18 protein-coding genes are annotated in these 15,824 nt (G+C 60.6%); 8 read left to right on the top strand and 10 right to left on the bottom strand.

The genetic code is table 11. The features are described from left to right. Together BUE38_RS21270 and glnK are read left to right on the top strand one after the other, a co-directional pair. Positions 1-302 (top strand): integrase core domain-containing protein (locus tag BUE38_RS21270; RefSeq protein WP_143166425.1); only part of this gene is annotated, 302 nt, incomplete at its 5' end. Between the two features lie 287 nt (positions 303-589). Next, positions 590-928, top strand: coding sequence for a P-II family nitrogen regulator (gene glnK, locus BUE38_RS21260; RefSeq protein WP_073437251.1), 339 nt, complete (start codon positions 590-592; stop codon positions 926-928). A gap of 65 nt (positions 929-993) precedes the next feature. On the opposite strand, the gene BUE38_RS21255 is transcribed toward glnK, so the two are convergent. Together BUE38_RS21255 and BUE38_RS21250 are read right to left on the bottom strand one after the other, a co-directional pair. Then, complete coding sequence (locus BUE38_RS21255; protein WP_073437250.1) at positions 994-1,206, bottom strand: DUF3820 family protein; 213 nt, start codon at positions 1,204-1,206, stop codon at positions 994-996. 104 nt (positions 1,207-1,310) lie between these two features. Further along, positions 1,311-1,616, bottom strand: a complete 306-nt coding sequence (locus BUE38_RS21250) for a putative quinol monooxygenase (protein WP_073437249.1) — start codon at positions 1,614-1,616, stop codon at positions 1,311-1,313. Between the two features lie 103 nt (positions 1,617-1,719). On the opposite strand from BUE38_RS21250, the gene BUE38_RS21245 reads away from it, so the two are divergent. Then, positions 1,720-2,124, top strand: a complete 405-nt coding sequence (locus tag BUE38_RS21245; RefSeq protein WP_073437248.1) for a VOC family protein — start codon at positions 1,720-1,722, stop codon at positions 2,122-2,124. A 119-nt stretch (positions 2,125-2,243) separates the two neighbouring features. Here the strand turns inward: BUE38_RS21245 and BUE38_RS21240 are convergent, their stop codons facing one another. Then, positions 2,244-3,020, bottom strand: a complete 777-nt coding sequence (locus tag BUE38_RS21240; RefSeq protein ID WP_073437247.1) for a ferredoxin--NADP reductase — start codon at positions 3,018-3,020, stop codon at positions 2,244-2,246. Positions 3,021-3,191: 171 nt separating this feature from the next. Here BUE38_RS21240 and BUE38_RS21235 point away from each other — a divergent pair, with 171 nt between their 5' ends. After that, on the top strand, positions 3,192-4,118 hold the full coding sequence (locus BUE38_RS21235) for a LysR family transcriptional regulator (protein WP_073437246.1): 927 nt from the start codon (positions 3,192-3,194) through the stop codon (positions 4,116-4,118). 144 nt (positions 4,119-4,262) lie between these two features. On the opposite strand, the gene BUE38_RS21230 is transcribed toward BUE38_RS21235, so the two are convergent. After that, a complete protein-coding gene (locus BUE38_RS21230) occupies positions 4,263-4,688 on the bottom strand; it encodes a host attachment protein (RefSeq protein ID WP_073437245.1) in 426 nt (141 codons plus the stop codon). A 259-nt stretch (positions 4,689-4,947) separates the two neighbouring features. Between BUE38_RS21230 and BUE38_RS21225 the strand changes: the two genes are divergently transcribed. Next, the gene (locus BUE38_RS21225) at positions 4,948-5,496 is read left to right on the top strand and encodes a hypothetical protein (protein WP_073437244.1); all 549 of its coding nucleotides are present in this window, start codon (positions 4,948-4,950) and stop codon (positions 5,494-5,496) included. Between the two features lie 94 nt (positions 5,497-5,590). On the opposite strand, the gene BUE38_RS21220 is transcribed toward BUE38_RS21225, so the two are convergent. From BUE38_RS21220 to hemE, 3 genes are all read right to left on the bottom strand, one after another. Next, on the bottom strand, positions 5,591-5,884 hold the full coding sequence (locus tag BUE38_RS21220) for a TM2 domain-containing protein (RefSeq protein WP_073437243.1): 294 nt from the start codon (positions 5,882-5,884) through the stop codon (positions 5,591-5,593). 148 nt (positions 5,885-6,032) lie between these two features. Beyond that, positions 6,033-6,398: a VanZ family protein gene (locus BUE38_RS21215; RefSeq protein WP_073437242.1), complete on the bottom strand. Its 366-nt coding sequence runs from the start codon at positions 6,396-6,398 to the stop codon at positions 6,033-6,035. A gap of 4 nt (positions 6,399-6,402) precedes the next feature. Beyond that, on the bottom strand, positions 6,403-7,479 hold the full coding sequence (hemE, locus tag BUE38_RS21210) for a uroporphyrinogen decarboxylase (protein WP_073437241.1): 1,077 nt from the start codon (positions 7,477-7,479) through the stop codon (positions 6,403-6,405). Positions 7,480-7,692: 213 nt separating this feature from the next. Between hemE and ribA the strand changes: the two genes are divergently transcribed. Next, positions 7,693-8,328 carry a GTP cyclohydrolase II gene (ribA, locus tag BUE38_RS21205; protein WP_021817005.1) on the top strand — a complete coding sequence of 212 codons (636 nt, stop codon included), beginning with the start codon at positions 7,693-7,695 and terminating at the stop codon, positions 8,326-8,328. A gap of 99 nt (positions 8,329-8,427) precedes the next feature. Here the strand turns inward: ribA and BUE38_RS21200 are convergent, their stop codons facing one another. Both BUE38_RS21200 and BUE38_RS21195 read right to left on the bottom strand, forming a co-directional pair. Then, positions 8,428-9,969 (bottom strand): Na+/H+ antiporter NhaC family protein, encoded by a 1,542-nt coding sequence (locus BUE38_RS21200; protein ID WP_073437240.1) that lies wholly within the window; start codon positions 9,967-9,969, stop codon positions 8,428-8,430. Positions 9,970-10,327: 358 nt separating this feature from the next. Continuing rightward, entirely contained in the window at positions 10,328-11,365 is a 1,038-nt protein-coding gene (locus BUE38_RS21195) for an aldo/keto reductase (protein WP_073437257.1), read from the bottom strand. Positions 11,366-11,632: 267 nt separating this feature from the next. Between BUE38_RS21195 and BUE38_RS21190 the strand changes: the two genes are divergently transcribed. After that, entirely contained in the window at positions 11,633-12,550 is a 918-nt protein-coding gene (locus BUE38_RS21190) for a LysR family transcriptional regulator (protein ID WP_073437239.1), read from the top strand. Here the strand turns inward: BUE38_RS21190 and djlA are convergent. Next, positions 12,541-13,317 (bottom strand): co-chaperone DjlA, encoded by a 777-nt coding sequence (gene djlA / locus BUE38_RS21185; RefSeq protein ID WP_073437238.1) that lies wholly within the window; start codon positions 13,315-13,317, stop codon positions 12,541-12,543. The genes BUE38_RS21190 and djlA overlap by 10 nt on opposite strands. 253 nt (positions 13,318-13,570) lie before the next feature. Here djlA and BUE38_RS21180 point away from each other — a divergent pair, with 253 nt between their 5' ends. Next, on the top strand, positions 13,571-15,805 hold the full coding sequence (locus tag BUE38_RS21180) for an esterase-like activity of phytase family protein (RefSeq protein ID WP_073437237.1): 2,235 nt from the start codon (positions 13,571-13,573) through the stop codon (positions 15,803-15,805). Positions 15,806-15,824: the final 19 nt, after the last annotated feature.

The following is a 15,824-nucleotide window of genomic DNA, read 5'->3' as shown; positions in this document are numbered from 1 at the left end:
CAGGCGGCAGCCTGTTTCACTCAGATCAGGGAGTGCAGTATCGCAGTGAAGAGGTGCTGAAGACGCTGAGTGGAGCCGGCCTCACCATCAGCATGTCCCGACGTGGAAACTGTTGGGATAACGCCTGTGCAGAGAGCTTCTTCTCGTTGATGAAACGGGAGTGGTTGCACCATCTGGGCTTGATCAGCCGCAGGGAGATGGAAGACGCCGTGGCATATTACATTGGCGAGTATTATGACAATGTCCGCTCTCACGAAACCCTGGGCGGGTTAGCGCCCAGGGCATACGAGTTGGCGGCTTGAACCGAGGTGTCTACTTTTTTGGGGGCACACCAACTGTGCCGCCCCACAATCTTCAGGCTCAAACTCCAGGCTGATGGCCTGACTGGCCTGTACCAGATCCAACGCATCACCGATGCGCTCGCCGCTCGCGTCTCGAAGCTCGTGGCTCCGCACCACACCGACACTTTTTCAATTGCCTCCTCCAGGAGTATGCTTGTCTCACACTGTATTCAGGAAGCGAGCACAACTGGCGCCCATGGCCAGGCCGTGCCGAACCTTCTCCACACGGACAGCAAGAGGATTACGCCATGAAACTGGTGACCGCGATTATCAAGCCATTCAAGCTCGACGACGTCCGTGAGTCGCTTTCGGAAATCGGCGTGCAGGGCATCACTGTCACCGAGGTCAAGGGCTTTGGCCGTCAGAAGGGCCACACCGAGCTGTATCGTGGTGCGGAGTATGTGGTCGACTTCCTGCCCAAGGTAAAGCTCGAAGTCGCGGTGGATGACGGCATGACCGAACAGGTCATCGAGGCCATTACCCAGGTCGCCAACACCGGCAAGATCGGTGACGGCAAGATCTTTGTTACCCCGCTGGAGCAGGTGATTCGTATCCGCACCGGGGAGACCGACAAGGACGCGGTATAGCTTCGAGCAGCATGGAATCCCCTCCAGCCAGTGGTTGGAGGGGATTTTTCATCTCCGGGACACCATCAGCTCTTGCGCAAAGGTTCCAGCAGGTCGCTCAGGCCGTTGTGATCGATCTCGTGCATCAGCGCCAGCAAGCGCCCGATCTCTCCCCCGGGAAAGCCTTCACGCGCAAACCAGTTGAGGTACGGGCCGGGCAGGTCCGCAATGATAGTGCCCACATACTTGCCGAACGGCATGGTCATGGTGACCAGTTTCTCCAGGTCCTCGGGATGCATCGGTTCTCCTTGGTGATCGTTCCCTGGTGATCATAAAGGCCCTGTCTCGAGCCATATTGCCGCCAAGTGTACACAGCCTGCCCGGCCAGGATCACTGCCAACCTTCAGCGCAACTCCGGATTGCAGCCCAGCACATCCGCCCGAATCACACTCTGGGCCGCAATCAGCGGTGTTACCACCTCACGTGAAGCGCGATAGTGTGGCGTCTCCTTGTGGGCGGCAAGTGCCTGTTCATCGCGATAGATCTCGTAGAGATGAAAACAGTCGGGGGTTTCACGATCCTCTATGACATCAAACACCAGGCAACCCGGCTCGTCATGAACCGAGGCTCGGGCATTGTCCAGCATGGCATCAAGAAACTGCTCGCGATTGCCGGGTTTGAGTTCTGTTCTGACAATGATGCAGTACATGTGCGGATCCTTCTGCAGGTGGAGGGGTTGTCTTGCGGCGCCAGGGCACGCATTATGGAAATATTTTCCAACAACACTATCCAACCCTCAGGGAGCCTGCAAGATGTCTCGACCAGCCCCTCTCAATGGCATGCGCCATATCGCTCTGCAAGTGCAGGACCTGGAAGCCTGTGAACGCTTCTATGTCGATCTGCTGGGAATGCAGGTCCTGCGGCGGGCCCACAACGACCTGGTCTATCTAACCCTCGGCAATGACAACTTCTCGCTGAGCCGTGCCCGCCAGGACACCGGTGACGACCCTCAACGCCTCGATCATTTTGGCTTTGTCGTCGATCAACGCGAGGATGTGGATGCCTGGCACACCTGGCTGGCCGAGTCCGGTGTTACCATCAGCCGCGAGCCACACGACCACGCCGATGGTGGCCGTAGCTTCTACTGCCTCGACCCCGACGGCAACAGTGTGCAGCCACTCTACCATCCCAGTGTCTCGGGACAGCGTCTGTCCTGACCTGCATCCAGACGCAAACCACCCCGAAGGCATCGCTGCCCTCGGGGTGGTGGATTACTGCAACCTGGCCTTGAATGCGGCCGGGTTTATTTCTCGACGATTGACTTCTCTACTCGTACTTACTTCTCTACGAAGGCACGTTCGATCACGTAGTCGCCCGGCTCGCCCATACGCGGAGAAATGTTGAAGCCCAGCTCATCCAGCAACGCGCTGGTATCGTCGAGCATCGCCGGGCTGCCGCAGATCATGGCACGATCCTGCTTGGGATCGATGGGCGGCAGGCCCTTGTCTTCGGTCAACTTGCCACTGCGGATGTGGTCGGTCAGACGGCCCATGGTGTGGAATTCCTCACGGGTCACCGTGGGGTAATAGACCAGCTTCGCAGCGATCTCTTCACCGAGATACTCGTGGGCAGGAAGGTCCCTGGTGATGAAGTCGGCATAGGCCAGCTCATTGACGTTACGCACGCCGTGCACCAGCACTACCTTCTCATAGCGCTCGTAGACTTCCGGATCCTGGATCAGGCTCATGAAAGGCGCGAGACCGGTGCCGGTGGACAGCAGATACAGGTTGCGCCCCGGCAGCAGGTCGTCACACACCAGAGTGCCGGTCGGCTTGCGGCTGACCATGATCTGGTCACCCACCTTGAGGTGCTGCAGACGCGAGGTCAGCGGACCATCCGGCACCTTGATCGAGAAGAACTCGAGGTGATCCTCATAGTTGGGGCTGGCAACGGAGTAGGCACGCATCAGCGGCTTGCCTGCCACTTCCAGACCGATCATGACGAACTGGCCGTTCTTGAACCGCAGACTACGCTCACGGGTAGTACGGAAGCTGAACAGGGTATCGTTCCAGTGATGAACGCTGAGAACTTCTTCCAGGGCAAACTTGCTCATGCCGACTCCTCGAAAAGGTGCGCTACATATTCCTGTATCGAATAAACAGGACAATGATGACTTGCAGAGGATTCTAAGCCTTGTCCCGTTATCTGTTAAATGGATTGTATGGATATGACTTATCAATAAGATAGATATAGACTGAAATCCCTCGTTCATGCGGAGCTCGCCATGCGCTATACCCTGCGCCAACTCGAGGTCTTCGTTGCCGTCGCGCAGCACGAAAGCGTCTCCCGTGCAGCCCGCGCGCTTTCCCTGTCCCAGTCCGCTGCCAGCACGGCCCTGGCCGAGCTGGAGCGCCAGTTCGACTGTCAACTGCTCGACCGCATCGGCAAACGCCTCAAACTCAATGCTCTGGGCTTCCAGCTGTTGCCCAAGGCAGTGGCACTACTCGATCGCGCTGAGGAAGTCGAGGAGCTATTGCGCGGTCAGCAGGGCATCGGTCACCTGGATGTGGGCGCCACTCTGACCATCGGCAACTATCTTGCCACCCTGTTGATCAGTGACTTCATGCAGCGGCACCCCGGCAGCCGCGTACGCCTGCAGGTACGCAACACGCGCACGATCATCGACAGCGTTCGCCACCACCAGCTCGATCTCGGATTGATCGAGGGGCAATGCGAGGAAGAGGAAGTAATTACCCAACCCTGGGTCGAGGATGATCTGGTGGTGTTCTGCTCGCCGCGCCACCCACTGGCCAACCAGGGCCCAGTGGAACTGGATCGCCTGCTGCGCGAAGCCTGGATCATGCGTGAAGAGGGGTCAGGCACCCGCCTGACTCTGGAACAGGCCGCCCGCCACCGGCGTGGTCGCTTCAATATCCTGCTGGAACTGGAACACACCGAAGGTATCAAGCGAGCGGTGGAGTCGGGCCTCGGCATCGGCTGTGTGTCGCGACTGGCATTACGCGATGCCTTCCGGCGCGGCAGCCTGACACCGATTCCCACGCCTGAGCTGGACCTCAGCCGCCAGTTCACCTTCATCTGGCATCGCCACAAGTATCTGGCCGCGGGCATGCGAGAGTTCCTGCGTCAGTGCCGTCAGATGACAGAAGGCATCAAGCGCAGCGACGAGATCGATCTACCGCATATTCCCTGAGGCCCTGCATGACATGAGCGAGCCAGCACCTTTGTGTCTACTGGCTCGCATCACACCTATCTCGAACCACACATGGCTCGAACCACACATGGCTCGGATAACCATGCTAGTGAGATTGACTGGTGAGATGGAATCAGGAGGCAGTCAGCGCAGATCCTCGATCGCGTTGGCGATCTCCTCGGTGCTGGCCTTGGTCAGGTCCTTGGACAGGGAGTGAATGACCAGTTTGCTGGTCGGAGCATCCAGCTTGTCACGCAACTGTCCAAGAAAGCGCGGTGGCGCGACCAGAATCAGCTTCTCCATCTGATTGCCGTTGCGTACCTGATACAGCCGTTCGGTAATCTCGCGAGCGAATATCTCCTCATGGTGAACCGTGGCCACTTTCTCGCCACCCGATGAACGAGTAGCGGAGAAATGAGCGCTCGAGTCCGTCCCATTGTCGGTAACCAGATCGCCTTCGTGCAGACGCCCTTCGGCATGCACCAGGCCTTCCTGTTCCGTCAGTTTAGGTCCCAGTCTCGTGAAGATACGAGCGCGGGCCGCGTCGGCCACCACGATATAAGTCGTCATGGGCAATCCTCGCAGCAGATGAAATGGCGGGAAGCACTACCCCCTCACCATGGCAACGGCCCGACCAGGCGTCAACTGATCATTGTCGGCGACAACGGCGTCGCCCATCGCGGACAGTGACGCCAACTACCTCCTTTGCGGTAGCATGCGCCCCTGACTCAGACACGGTTGTCTCCGGCCAGACCGATGACAACCGTGTTGCAAGGAAGGTCGCAATTGGTTGGCGCACGCACTGCCAACACCCAGAGGAATCATACTCATGCGCCAGTTTTTCTACCCCCGCGCCCCTCTACGCCGTGGCACCCTGCTGCTCTGCCACCTCGCCCTGCAGTTGGGCACCGTGGTCGCGGGATTGGGGTGGCTGATCCCACGTACTCCCTGGATAACCGCCGCGAGCTGGGCCGATGCCTGGCCCTCGCTGGCCGCCGGCCTGGCCATCACGCTGCTGGTCATGATCGTCGTCCGTCTGATCGCCGAGCTATGGCTGCTGCCTCATCACCTGGCCGGCATGCGTCCAAGCTTCGATGCCTCAGCCGTGGTCACGCGTTCCTTCGAACGCCGCCCCGCCGTACACGACAAGGAACAGGCCTGGACGTCACAGGGCCAGATCCTGACCGATGATGACTCCGCGGTGGGCACGGCCCGGGTCAAGCGTCGTGCTGCGACTCTGGCCGAACGTCGTCAGCAGGAGCCCGGATTGAACATCGATGCATCGACCGACAGCAACAACGATGCCGACAGCGGTCCCGATGACAACGACAAGACCGACGACAGCAGCGGTCCCGGCCGTCGCGAACCCAGCCTGTAGCCCGCCTCAACAGCAACCCAATGCAAACGGGGGTGCCAGAGCGCCCCCGTGAGTGTCGGTATTCTGACCGACTTCCGTATCGTTTCCTGTCAATTCAATGACTCGTCAACGGCTGACCTGGGTGGGCAACAATCCTGCCCAGGCCATCCCTGTATGCTCCGACAAGGAGCATGATCATTACGATAAGGGTATGGATGCCATCCACCGCCAGGACACCCCAGCCCAGCAATTCCTGGCCGGTCACCAACAGGTAGGTCGCGGTGGCTGTCATCGCCAGGTCAGCAAGGCCGTGTAACCAGCGCCCCAGATAGAAATGGTGAATTCCGAGCAGTCCGAAAAGCCCGATGAGACACACCGCCACTCCATAGCGCTTCTGCGACTTTTCCATCCTGAAAGTCTACTCGCTGAAAACGTCAAATCCGCACTTCAATGTGCTCGAGATCTGCTGCTCAGCAAGTCTATAACCAGCGCTGTGGCTTTGACATCCGGTTCATCGGTTCAGCATAACCGGGCTCAGGTCACCCGTTACTCCGACTTCAGGCAGCCCGGATAAGCCAGGCCATCATTCCTGCACCGATCAGGGCCCCCATGGCGTTGGCGGCGATATCGAGCATGTCACCACCACTGCGCCCCGGCACGTATAGCTGCACCCACTCGATCACCAGCCCGAAACCCACCGCCAGGATAACCGACCACCAGAAACGCCGGCTGGACAGTGCGATCAGTGCCGCCAGCCCCATGTAACCCACCAGATGGTTGAGCTTGTCGGACGGCAGGTTGGCAGGTAACTCATCACCCGGCAGCAGGCTGCCCAGGGCGATGACCAGCGCGACCAACACTGCCAGCCACGCCCACATCCGCCGTCGGTCGAGGAGACCGAGCCACCGAGATGTCATGGCCATGACGTCACCCCATGGCGATCTGATTGTGATACCTGGGGCTCAACTCATGCAGCGCATCAATGAACGCATCGACATGACCGGGATCGGTGAACTGGCTGATGCCATGGCCAAGGTTGAAGACATGCCCGGGGCCTTCACCGTAGCTATCGAGAATACGGCCAACCTCGGCGCGAATCGCCGCAGGATTGGCGAACAGCACATTGGGATCGAGATTGCCCTGCAGGGCCACCTTGTGACCAACACGAGCGCGAGCATCGGACAGCTCGGTGGTCCAGTCCAGGCCCACCGCATCCGGGCCACTGCCGGCGATATCCTCCAGCCATTGTCCACCATTCTTGGTGAACAGGATCACTGGAACACGACGTCCTTCATGTTCCCGAATCAACCCGGCGACGATCTGCTCCATGTAACTCAGCGAGAACTCGCGATATGCCGGGGTAGAGAGCGTGCCCCCCCAGGTGTCGAAGATCTGTACCGCCTGAGCCCCGGCACGGATCTGCGCATTGAGGTAGTCGGTGACAGAGTGCGCCAGGATATCGAGCAACTGGTGCATGGTATCCGGCGAGCCGTACAGCATTGACTTCACATGCCGGAAGTCCTTACTCGAGCCGCCCTCGACCATGTAGGTTGCCAGCGTCCAGGGGCTGCCGGAGAAACCGATCAACGGCACTCGGCCATTGAGTTCACGACGGATGGTCGATACCGCACGCATTACATAGTCGAGATCACGCTCGGCCACCGGCTGATGCAGGGCGGCAACATCAGCCTCACTGCGTACCGTCTTGCGAAACTTCGGCCCTTCGCCGGTCTCGAAATACAGCCCCAGCCCCATGGCGTCAGGGATGGTGAGGATGTCCGAGAACAGAATGGCCGCATCCAACGCATAGCGCTCCAGCGGCTGAAGCGTGACCTCGCAGGCACGATCCGCATCCCGACACAGGCTCATGAAGTCACCAGCCTGGCCACGAACCTCACGATATTCAGGCAGATAGCGGCCAGCCTGGCGCATCATCCATACCGGAGTACGGTCGACATGCTGACGCGCCAGAGCACGTAGAAAACGATCATTCTTCAATTCCATGCTGTCATCATCCCCTCGATTTTCTCAGCGCATTGTACCTCACCTCAGACGGTCGTGAGGCTAGCGTGGTGCCCCACCAGTTCATCGTGTTTCAGAACCGCCGGGGGCTCGCTGAAATCATGCAAGCTTGAGGGACACCACACCAGCGCCGGATGCTGGTAGAATAAGCGCCCTCCCATCGGCTTTGCCGTGGTCCTGACACTGAGGTACCCCGTGACGATTCGTTTCATCGCCGCCTCCCGCCTGCCCACACCCTGGGCCACCTTCACCATGCACGGCTTCGAGGATGAAGCTACCGGCAAGGATCATATTGCGCTGACACTCGGCGATATCGCCGATGGCCAGCCGGTACTGGGCCGAGTGCATTCCGAGTGTCTCACCGGAGATGCGCTGTTTTCCATGCGCTGTGACTGCGGCTATCAGCTGCAGGAAGCCATGAAGCGTGTCGCCGAGGAAGGCCGCGGGGTCATTCTGTATCTGCGCCAGGAAGGGCGTGGCATCGGCCTGCTCAACAAGATCCGCGCCTATCATCTCCAGGATCAAGGGGCGGATACCGTCGAGGCCAACGAGCGTCTCGGTTTTGCCGCCGACCTGCGTCGCTATGACCTGTGCATTCCGATGCTCGATCACCTCGGCGTCAAGGGGCTGCGACTGATGACCAACAACCCACGCAAGGTCGATGCCTTGAGTGAGGCTGGTGTGGATATCGTCGAGCGGGTATCCCTGACCACCGGGCTCAACCCGCACAACGAACACTATCTGGCCACCAAGGCCGGTAAACTCGGCCATATGATCGCGCTGGCCGACTTCGTGCCCGCGGACGATATCGATATCGAACGCAAGCCCTGAGAACTGGCCGGGTATCCCGGTAATGGACAAGGGCCCACTCAGTCAATGAGCGGGCCCTTGTCGTCAGTATAGCTGTTCGAGGAACAGGTCTTTCAGGACCTACGCCTGGCCACTCGCCAGTGTCGGCCGCCAGACGCTGCGCAGTATCAGCGCAATGATGAGCATGGTGGCCACACCCGCCAGGGCACCCATCCAGATGGTCGCCGTCACGCCCGCGATGAAGAAGGCAACAATGCCTGCCACACCCGCAGTGATGGCGTAGGGCAACTGAGTCCGCACATGGTCGATATGGTCACAGCTGGAGCCGGCCGAGGACAGAATGGTCGTATCCGAGATCGGTGAACAGTGATCGCCGAAGATGCCACCACTGAGTACCGAGGCAATGGCCAGCGCCATCGGCAGGTCCATGGCCGCCGCAACCGGCATGGCAATCGGAATCATGATCGCGAAGGTGCCGTAGGAAGTACCGGTGGTGAAGGCCACCACGGCGGCGATCAGGAACAGCAGCACCGGTACCAGACTGACAGGAATATTGGCCTGGGTGAGCGTCACCAGATAGTCCGCCGTGCCCAGCTCGGAGGTCACGCTGCCGATCGACCAGGCCAATGCCAGGATGATGTAGACCAGGGTCATGCTCTTGATGCCCTCGACCACGATGTCCATGGCCTCGCGGAAGTCGAACAGACGCTGTGCCATCCCCATGCTCAGCCCCACGATCACGGCCACCATGGTGGCGATCAGGATCGACTTGCCGCCATCGGCATTACCTACTGCCGTCACCAGGTCATTGTTGGGGTAATCCCCGGTCCACAGGAACAACGGCGGAATCATCACCAGCAGCACCGCAATGGGCACCAGCATGTTGCGCTTCTTCGCCGTGTCGGTCGGTGCGTGCAGCGACATGGCTTCGGTATCCGACGGCGGCTTGGCCCCATCTTCCATCAGCTTGCCGGTATCGCGAGCACGACGCTCGGCATGTGCCATGGGGCCGAAATCCCATTGGGTGATGACGATGAAGAAGATCATGCCCAATGCCAGCCAGGCATAGAAGTTCAACGGGATGGTCGACAGGTACAGCAGGTATTCGGACCCACTGACGCCCATGCTGCTCATCTGGGTGCCAATCAACCCCATGACAAAGACCACCCAGGTCGACACCGGGCCCAACAGGCACATCGGCGCCGAGGTGGAGTCGACGATATAGGCGAGCTTTTCTCGCGAGACCTTCATGCGGTCGGTGATCGGCCGCATCACACTGCCCACCGTCAGGGCGTTGAAGTAATCCTCGAAGAAGATCAGCATGCCCAGTCCCAGGGTCGCACCCTGAGCACCACGCGCCGAAGCTACCTTCCGCGAGATCGCCCGTGCAATGGCATGGGCACCACCGGTGCGCTGCAGAATGCTGATCAATACCCCGAACAGACCACAATAGATCAGTACCGTGGCATTCCACTCATCGCCGATGCTGGGCACGATGAACTCGGAAAAACTGTTGTAGAAGCCTGTCGCCGGATTATAACCGGCCAACATGGTGGCACCGAGCCAGACACCGCAGAACAGTGCCGGAATGACGTTACGCGTTGCCAGGGCCAGCAGAATCGCCAGCAACGGTGGCAACAGGGAAAGGGCTCCGAATGACATCGGGTTACTCCTGAGTTCTTGTCGGTATTCATGCAGCAGGCCGATATCCAGGGTCGGCGGACTTCACCTCTCGATTACCGCCGATGTTGCGAGATATCCGCGATTACCGCATGGAAGCCGAGCATCCTAGGGATTGGTAACGCAATCGGCAACTGCAATGTCTCAATCGCGAAACTTGCTCCGCCACGACGTATCAACCCGAGGCTCGCTCACCTGAGGTGGCCAGCCTGAGCAACCACCCGGCAGCCCCGCTTCTATGCCAGTGTGGCACAGACAACAACCTTCAAGCTGGATGCTTGCACTGATTGTCATTGGAACCCAGTCGTCGTACATCTTCTGCAAGGGTACTGCCGGGCATTCAGTCCGGCAGTCGTGTATCGACCTCCACCCCTTTCATGCCCTCTTCGGTATAGCGCTCTCCGCTTGCCACTCCTGCCGGGAACCAGGTCGACAGCTGGGCAATGTCCGCATCGCTCAACGCCAGCGAGATAGATGCCAGATTCTCGTTGAGGCGCACCAGGCGTCGAGTGCCGGGAATCGGCACAATGTCGTCACCCTGAGCCAGCAGCCAGGCCAGTGCCAGTTGCGCGGGTGTGGCCTCGCGTTGCTGCGCCAACGCCTCCAGTCGCTCGATCAGTTCGCGGTTGGCTGCCAGGTTCTGCTCGCTGAAACGGGGCGCCTGGCGGCGAAAATCACTGTCAGCGAGACTGTCCCGGGTCTGCAGTGCACCACTGAGAAAGCCACGCCCCAGCGGAGAATAAGGCACCAGCCCCACACCCAGACGACGGCAGGTCGGCAGGATCTCGTCTTCGATGCCGCGGGTCCACAGTGAGTACTCACTCTGCAGGGCGGCAATGGGATGCTCACGACAGGCACGCTCGAGAGTGGCCGCAGACACTTCGCACAAGCCCAGTGCCCGTACCTTGCCGGCGTCCACAAGGTCGGCCATGGCTCCCACCGTATCCTCCACCGGGATATCCGGATTCAGGCGGTGTGCGTAGTAGAGATCAATACAGTCAACGCCCAGGCGCTTGAGCGAGGCCTCACAGGCACGACGTACGTACTCGGGTCGCGTATCGAGAGATCGTGCGTAGGCGCCCGGCTCGCGCACGATGCCAAACTTGGAGGCAATCACTATCTGGTCTCGACACCCCGCCAGAGCACGGCCCAACAGGCTCTCGTTATGGCCCTGGCCGTAGGTGTCGGCGGTGTCGAACAGGGTCACTCCAGCGTCGACGGCTTGCTGAATCAGGCTGATGGACTCAGCATCATCACTGGGTCCATAGAATTCGGACATGCCCATGCAGCCGAGACCGAGTGCCGAGGTATGCAACTCCGAGCCAAGGCGGCGCTGTGTCGGAACAGAGGGATGAGTCGAGGGGGATAGGGAAGTCATGGCAACAAGCTCCAGCAGGGTCTGGTCAATGAGTGGGGCAGGACGCATCAATATGGCGAGATGCCACACCGCTCATGCTGCAGGCTGTCGACTCGACAGAGAATTGCCGATAGTTTGATACTCTGACGGTATCAATGACCGGTTGGACAACTTGATCACACGGGCCCGGTCACCAATCACAAGGGCCCAGTCACAAGGGCCCAGTCACAAGGGCCCAGTCACAAGGGCCCAGTCACAAGGGCCAGGGAAAGGATTCGGGACAACGCCATGAGCCAGCGACTGCGCATCGACCGCCTGGAGAGTTTTCTCGCCGTTGCCGATACCGGCAACTTTCGCCAGGCCGCGGCACGCCTCAATATCTCCCAACCGCCGCTGACCCGCCGCATTCAGGCGCTGGAAGCCGAACTGGGTGTAGCGCTGTTCGAGCGCACCACCAGGCGCGTCACCCTGACCGAGGCCGGGGAGCGCCTGGCGCATCGGCTGCGCCCCTGCTTCACCGAGATCGAGGCCGCCTGCAACGAAGCACGCCAGGCTGACTCGGGAAACTCCAGCCGCTGGTTGCTGGGCATGACCGCAGCACTCGACCCCAGTGCCTTCCCGACACGCCAGCAACTCGAACAGTACCTCGAGGCAAGAGTGCAGGTGATACGCGCATCGTCACGCGAGCTGATGAACCGGATGCTGGAGCGCCAGACAAGCTCCTGCCCACAATTGGCCTTCATCGGCATGCCCAGCGAGATACCGGAGGGCATCGACACTCGACAGGTCGGCCATGAGCCGCTCTGGGTCATGCTGCCGACGGAGCACAACCAGGCCACAGCGGATGCCATTGACCTCCAGCAGCTCAACGACATGCCGTTGATGTGGTTTGCACGACGCGCCAACCCGGCCTACTTCGACCATTGCGAACGCGTCTTCCGTCGCGGCGGTTATCACCCATCGCGTCTTGAGGAGCCAGAGGATCACCATCAACTACTGGCGGCGATTGCCGCCGGTGAAGGCATCGCGTTGGTGCCGGCCAGCTATCTCGGCACCTGGCGGGATGGTGTCAGTGTGCGTCCACTGACCCATCACTGGTCGGAACTGGGCACTGATATCGCCCTGGCATGGAACCGCACAGACAGTGAGGCTGCAGAGTTGGCCAAGCGCTTGACGGCGCGCCTCGAGACGACGGTTCAGGCCTGACCACGAGCCTCACGGATACGCTGATAAGCGTTACCGATCTCTACCGTGCGTTGCTCGGCGACCTCACGCATGCTGTCCGGCAAGCCCCGGCTGGCCAGCTTGTCCGGGTGGTTCTCGCTCATCAGCTTGCGGTAGGCACGCTTGATCTCGGCATCCGTGGCCTCGGAGGAGACCCCCAGCACCTTGTAGGCTTCTTCCACCGAACTGCGACTCTCCTGGGTCCCCTGCCCACCACCATGCTGCGCGGCACGCAGCATGGCTTCGATCTGCTCGACTTCGGCAGCCGAGCAGCCCAGACCACGCGCAATACGCAGGATCATCTCGTGTTCGGCAGGATGCAGGACACCATCGGCGGCAATGGCCGACAACTGCACCTGCAGGAAGACCTGACGTACCGCCGTCTGACCACGTGTCAGGCGGGAGAGTCGTGCCAACTCGCCATCGAGATCGAAGTCACTGGCACGGCCACGCTCGAAGGACTCGCGGGCGCTGGCCCTGGCACTTTCCGACAGGCGCAGGCGAACCATCAGTTGCTCCAGCACCTGACGCTCGTTGCCACTCACATGGCCATCGGCCTGGCAGAGCGCACCCATGACCGCAAAGGTGGAATCCAGAAACTGGCGCTGCATTTCGGCAATGCCACGGCCGACCAGCAGGCCGCCGCGCAGCCGCTTGCCCAACCACCAGCCCAGCCCTCCACCAATCAGCATTCCCAGCGGGCCACCGGCCAGAAATCCGAGTAGCGCTCCAATCAAGATGATGACCATGCAAACCTCTTTCTCTTCGTTCCTCAGGCGCCGGAGCGCCGCTGCGAAACGGCAGGATAGCACTTATGTGGGCTTATTGACCGGCAAGCTCTCTTGTTGGGTCAATCACGGCACATAAGGGGCCAATAGCTCAGAGACAAGGTCCGGTTGAGCCGGGTTCCCCAGTCACGCAATGGTCATCAAGGCCTTCCAGAATGGGGCGAAAAAAAGTGCGTCTCCCATTCCTCCAGGCCACAACAAGGACTCCTGATCCATGCGTCGACTCCCGCGTCCGCTGATCTCCATGACCATTGCCACGCTCGCCCTGCCCCTTGGCGCCGCCGCTCAAGCGCAGGGCCTGACTCCCCTGGCTACCTTCGAAGTGCATCACAACCTCCCGCAAGAGCTGGCCCCTGACGAGACCGTGACCGCAGCGGAGATCATCACCGCCAGTGCCGACGGCAACCTGCTGATCTATACCGACAGCCCCGCGCAACGCCTCGGCTTCATTGATATTACCGATCCCTCAAACCCCGGCGCGGCCGGTTCGCTGGCGCTGGATGGCGAACCGACATCCGTCAGTGTCGCCGCCGGGATCGCCCTGGTCGGCGTCAACACCAGCAACAGCTATACCGACCCTTCCGGTTTCCTGGGTGTGGTTGATCTGGAGTCTCGGAAGCTGATCGCCCAGTGCGAACTGGGTGGGCAGCCGGACTCAGTGGCCGCCAGCCCGGACGGGACCCTGCTGGCCGTCGCCATCGAGAACGAACGCAACGAAGACCACAATGACGGCAAACTCCCTCAACTGCCTGCCGGCGACCTGGTGCTGTTTGATCTCGCGGCGGATGGCTCACCGAGCAACTGTGATGCGGCCCGTCATGTAGACCTGACTGGACTGGCCAGCGTTGCCGCCGACGACCCGGAGCCGGAATTCGTCGATATCAACAGCGCCGGTCAGGTGGCCGTCACCCTGCAGGAAAACAACCATATCGTCATCGTCGATGGCACCAGTGGCAGCATCGTCAATGACTTCTCCGCCGGGAGTGTCGATCTCGAGCAGATCCCTACCGAGCAGGGCAGCCTCACGGCCAATGGCCAACTGAGCGATCTGGCGCGTGAGCCGGATGCTGTGGGTTGGCTGGACGAACAGCGTCTGGTCACTGCCAATGAGGGCGACTATCTGGGTGGGTCTCGCGGCTTCACCATCTTCACCGCCGACGGACAGGTGGCCTGGGACAGTGGCAATGCTCTGGAGCAGTTGGCTCTCGAGCATGGTGCCTATCCCGCCGGTCGTGCCGGCAAGAAGGGCGCCGAGCCTGAGGGGATCGAGATCTGGAAGGAACGTGGGTTGATTCTGGTCGGCCTCGAACGCGCCGCCTCTGTGGCGGTATATCGTGACGGGGGGGCCAACCAGGCGCCGGAATTCCTGCAATGGCTGTTTACCGGTGTCGGCCCGGAAGGCCTGTTGGCCATCCCGCAACGGGACCTGTTCGTGGTCGCCGCGGAAGAGGACGATCCTGAAGGCGGCCTGCGCTCCACTGTCAGCCTCTATCAGTGGCAGGATCAGACAGCCTCTGTCGATATTACCGGTACTGACGACAGCGGAGAGGCCATTGGCTTCGGTGCTATCTCCGGCCTCACCATCGCCACCGATGGCACTGCCTATGCGGTAAGTGACAGTGCCTACCCCGAGGCACGCCTGTATCAACTCGACCCGAGCACGACCCCGGCGCGCATTACCAGCGTCACCGTGATCCATGAAGACGGCGCTGCTGCCGAGGGGCTGGATCTGGAGGGAGTGGCACCTCGTGCCGAAGGTGGCGTCTGGTTGGTCAGCGAAGGCAATCCCGAGCAGGGTCGCGCCAACGAGGTCATTGGTGTCGACAGCGACGGCAATATCGTCGAGCGCTTCACGCTCCCCGTCTCCATCGCCGAGCGCATGACCCGCTTCGGCTTTGAAGGCATTGCCGCCCTATCAAGCAATACATCAAAGGCGAGCAATACATCACAGGAGGGCAGCACGCCACAGACTGGACGTCTGGCGGTCATCTTCCAGCGTCCGCTGACTGATGAAGCAGGCAGCGCACGCCTGGGTCTACTGGACCCGAACAGCGGTGAGTGGCAGTTCGTTGCCGTCGCCCTGAGCGAACCACGCTCCGACGCCGGCGGTTGGGTGGGCTTCTCCGAAATCACAGCACTGGAGGATGGCCGCCTGGCCTTGCTGGAACGGGACAACCAGGTGGGGGAGCGCGCCACGCTCAAGCGAGTGGTCAGTATTTCCCTCGACGACGCCACCCCGGTCAGTGCCGAACAGGCGCCGCCGGTGCTGAGCACCTCGGAGGTCATCGACCTGCTCCCGGTACTGGCCGCCGATCATGGCGTTATCGTCGACAAGCCGGAAGCCATGGCCATCACTGGCAACCAACTGCTGGTGATCACCGACAATGATGGCGTCGACGACAGCATCTCCAGAACCCAATTGCTGTCGCTGACACTGCCGGACGCCTGAGCCGTTCAACAATGACGAG

The organism is Halomonas cupida (genome assembly GCF_900142755.1).
Classification (GTDB): Bacteria; Pseudomonadota; Gammaproteobacteria; order Pseudomonadales; family Halomonadaceae; genus Halomonas; species Halomonas cupida.
The sequence above is the reverse complement of the archived record's forward strand: the minus strand, read 5'-3'. Positions and strand labels throughout refer to the sequence as shown.

Bases quoted from the DNA above. Each gene is read 5' to 3' on its own strand.
- glnK (WP_073437251.1), top strand. From the start codon at position 590: ATGAAACTGGTGACCGCGATTATCAAGCCATTCAAGCTCGACGACGTC.
- BUE38_RS21255 (WP_073437250.1), bottom strand. From the start codon at position 1,206: ATGCATCCCGAGGACCTGGAGAAACTGGTCACCATGACCATGCCGTTC.
- BUE38_RS21250 (WP_073437249.1), bottom strand. From the start codon at position 1,616: ATGTACTGCATCATTGTCAGAACAGAACTCAAACCCGGCAATCGCGAG.
- BUE38_RS21245 (WP_073437248.1), top strand. From the start codon at position 1,720: ATGTCTCGACCAGCCCCTCTCAATGGCATGCGCCATATCGCTCTGCAA.
- BUE38_RS21240 (WP_073437247.1), bottom strand. From the start codon at position 3,020: ATGAGCAAGTTTGCCCTGGAAGAAGTTCTCAGCGTTCATCACTGGAAC.
- BUE38_RS21235 (WP_073437246.1), top strand. From the start codon at position 3,192: ATGCGCTATACCCTGCGCCAACTCGAGGTCTTCGTTGCCGTCGCGCAG.
- BUE38_RS21230 (WP_073437245.1), bottom strand. From the start codon at position 4,688: ATGACGACTTATATCGTGGTGGCCGACGCGGCCCGCGCTCGTATCTTC.
- BUE38_RS21225 (WP_073437244.1), top strand. From the start codon at position 4,948: ATGCGCCAGTTTTTCTACCCCCGCGCCCCTCTACGCCGTGGCACCCTG.
- BUE38_RS21220 (WP_073437243.1), bottom strand. From the start codon at position 5,884: ATGGAAAAGTCGCAGAAGCGCTATGGAGTGGCGGTGTGTCTCATCGGG.
- BUE38_RS21215 (WP_073437242.1), bottom strand. From the start codon at position 6,398: ATGGCCATGACATCTCGGTGGCTCGGTCTCCTCGACCGACGGCGGATG.
- hemE (WP_073437241.1), bottom strand. From the start codon at position 7,479: ATGGAATTGAAGAATGATCGTTTTCTACGTGCTCTGGCGCGTCAGCAT.
- BUE38_RS21200 (WP_073437240.1), bottom strand. From the start codon at position 9,969: ATGTCATTCGGAGCCCTTTCCCTGTTGCCACCGTTGCTGGCGATTCTG.
- BUE38_RS21195 (WP_073437257.1), bottom strand. From the start codon at position 11,365: ATGACTTCCCTATCCCCCTCGACTCATCCCTCTGTTCCGACACAGCGC.
- BUE38_RS21190 (WP_073437239.1), top strand. From the start codon at position 11,633: ATGAGCCAGCGACTGCGCATCGACCGCCTGGAGAGTTTTCTCGCCGTT.
- djlA (WP_073437238.1), bottom strand. From the start codon at position 13,317: ATGGTCATCATCTTGATTGGAGCGCTACTCGGATTTCTGGCCGGTGGC.
- BUE38_RS21180 (WP_073437237.1), top strand. From the start codon at position 13,571: ATGCGTCGACTCCCGCGTCCGCTGATCTCCATGACCATTGCCACGCTC.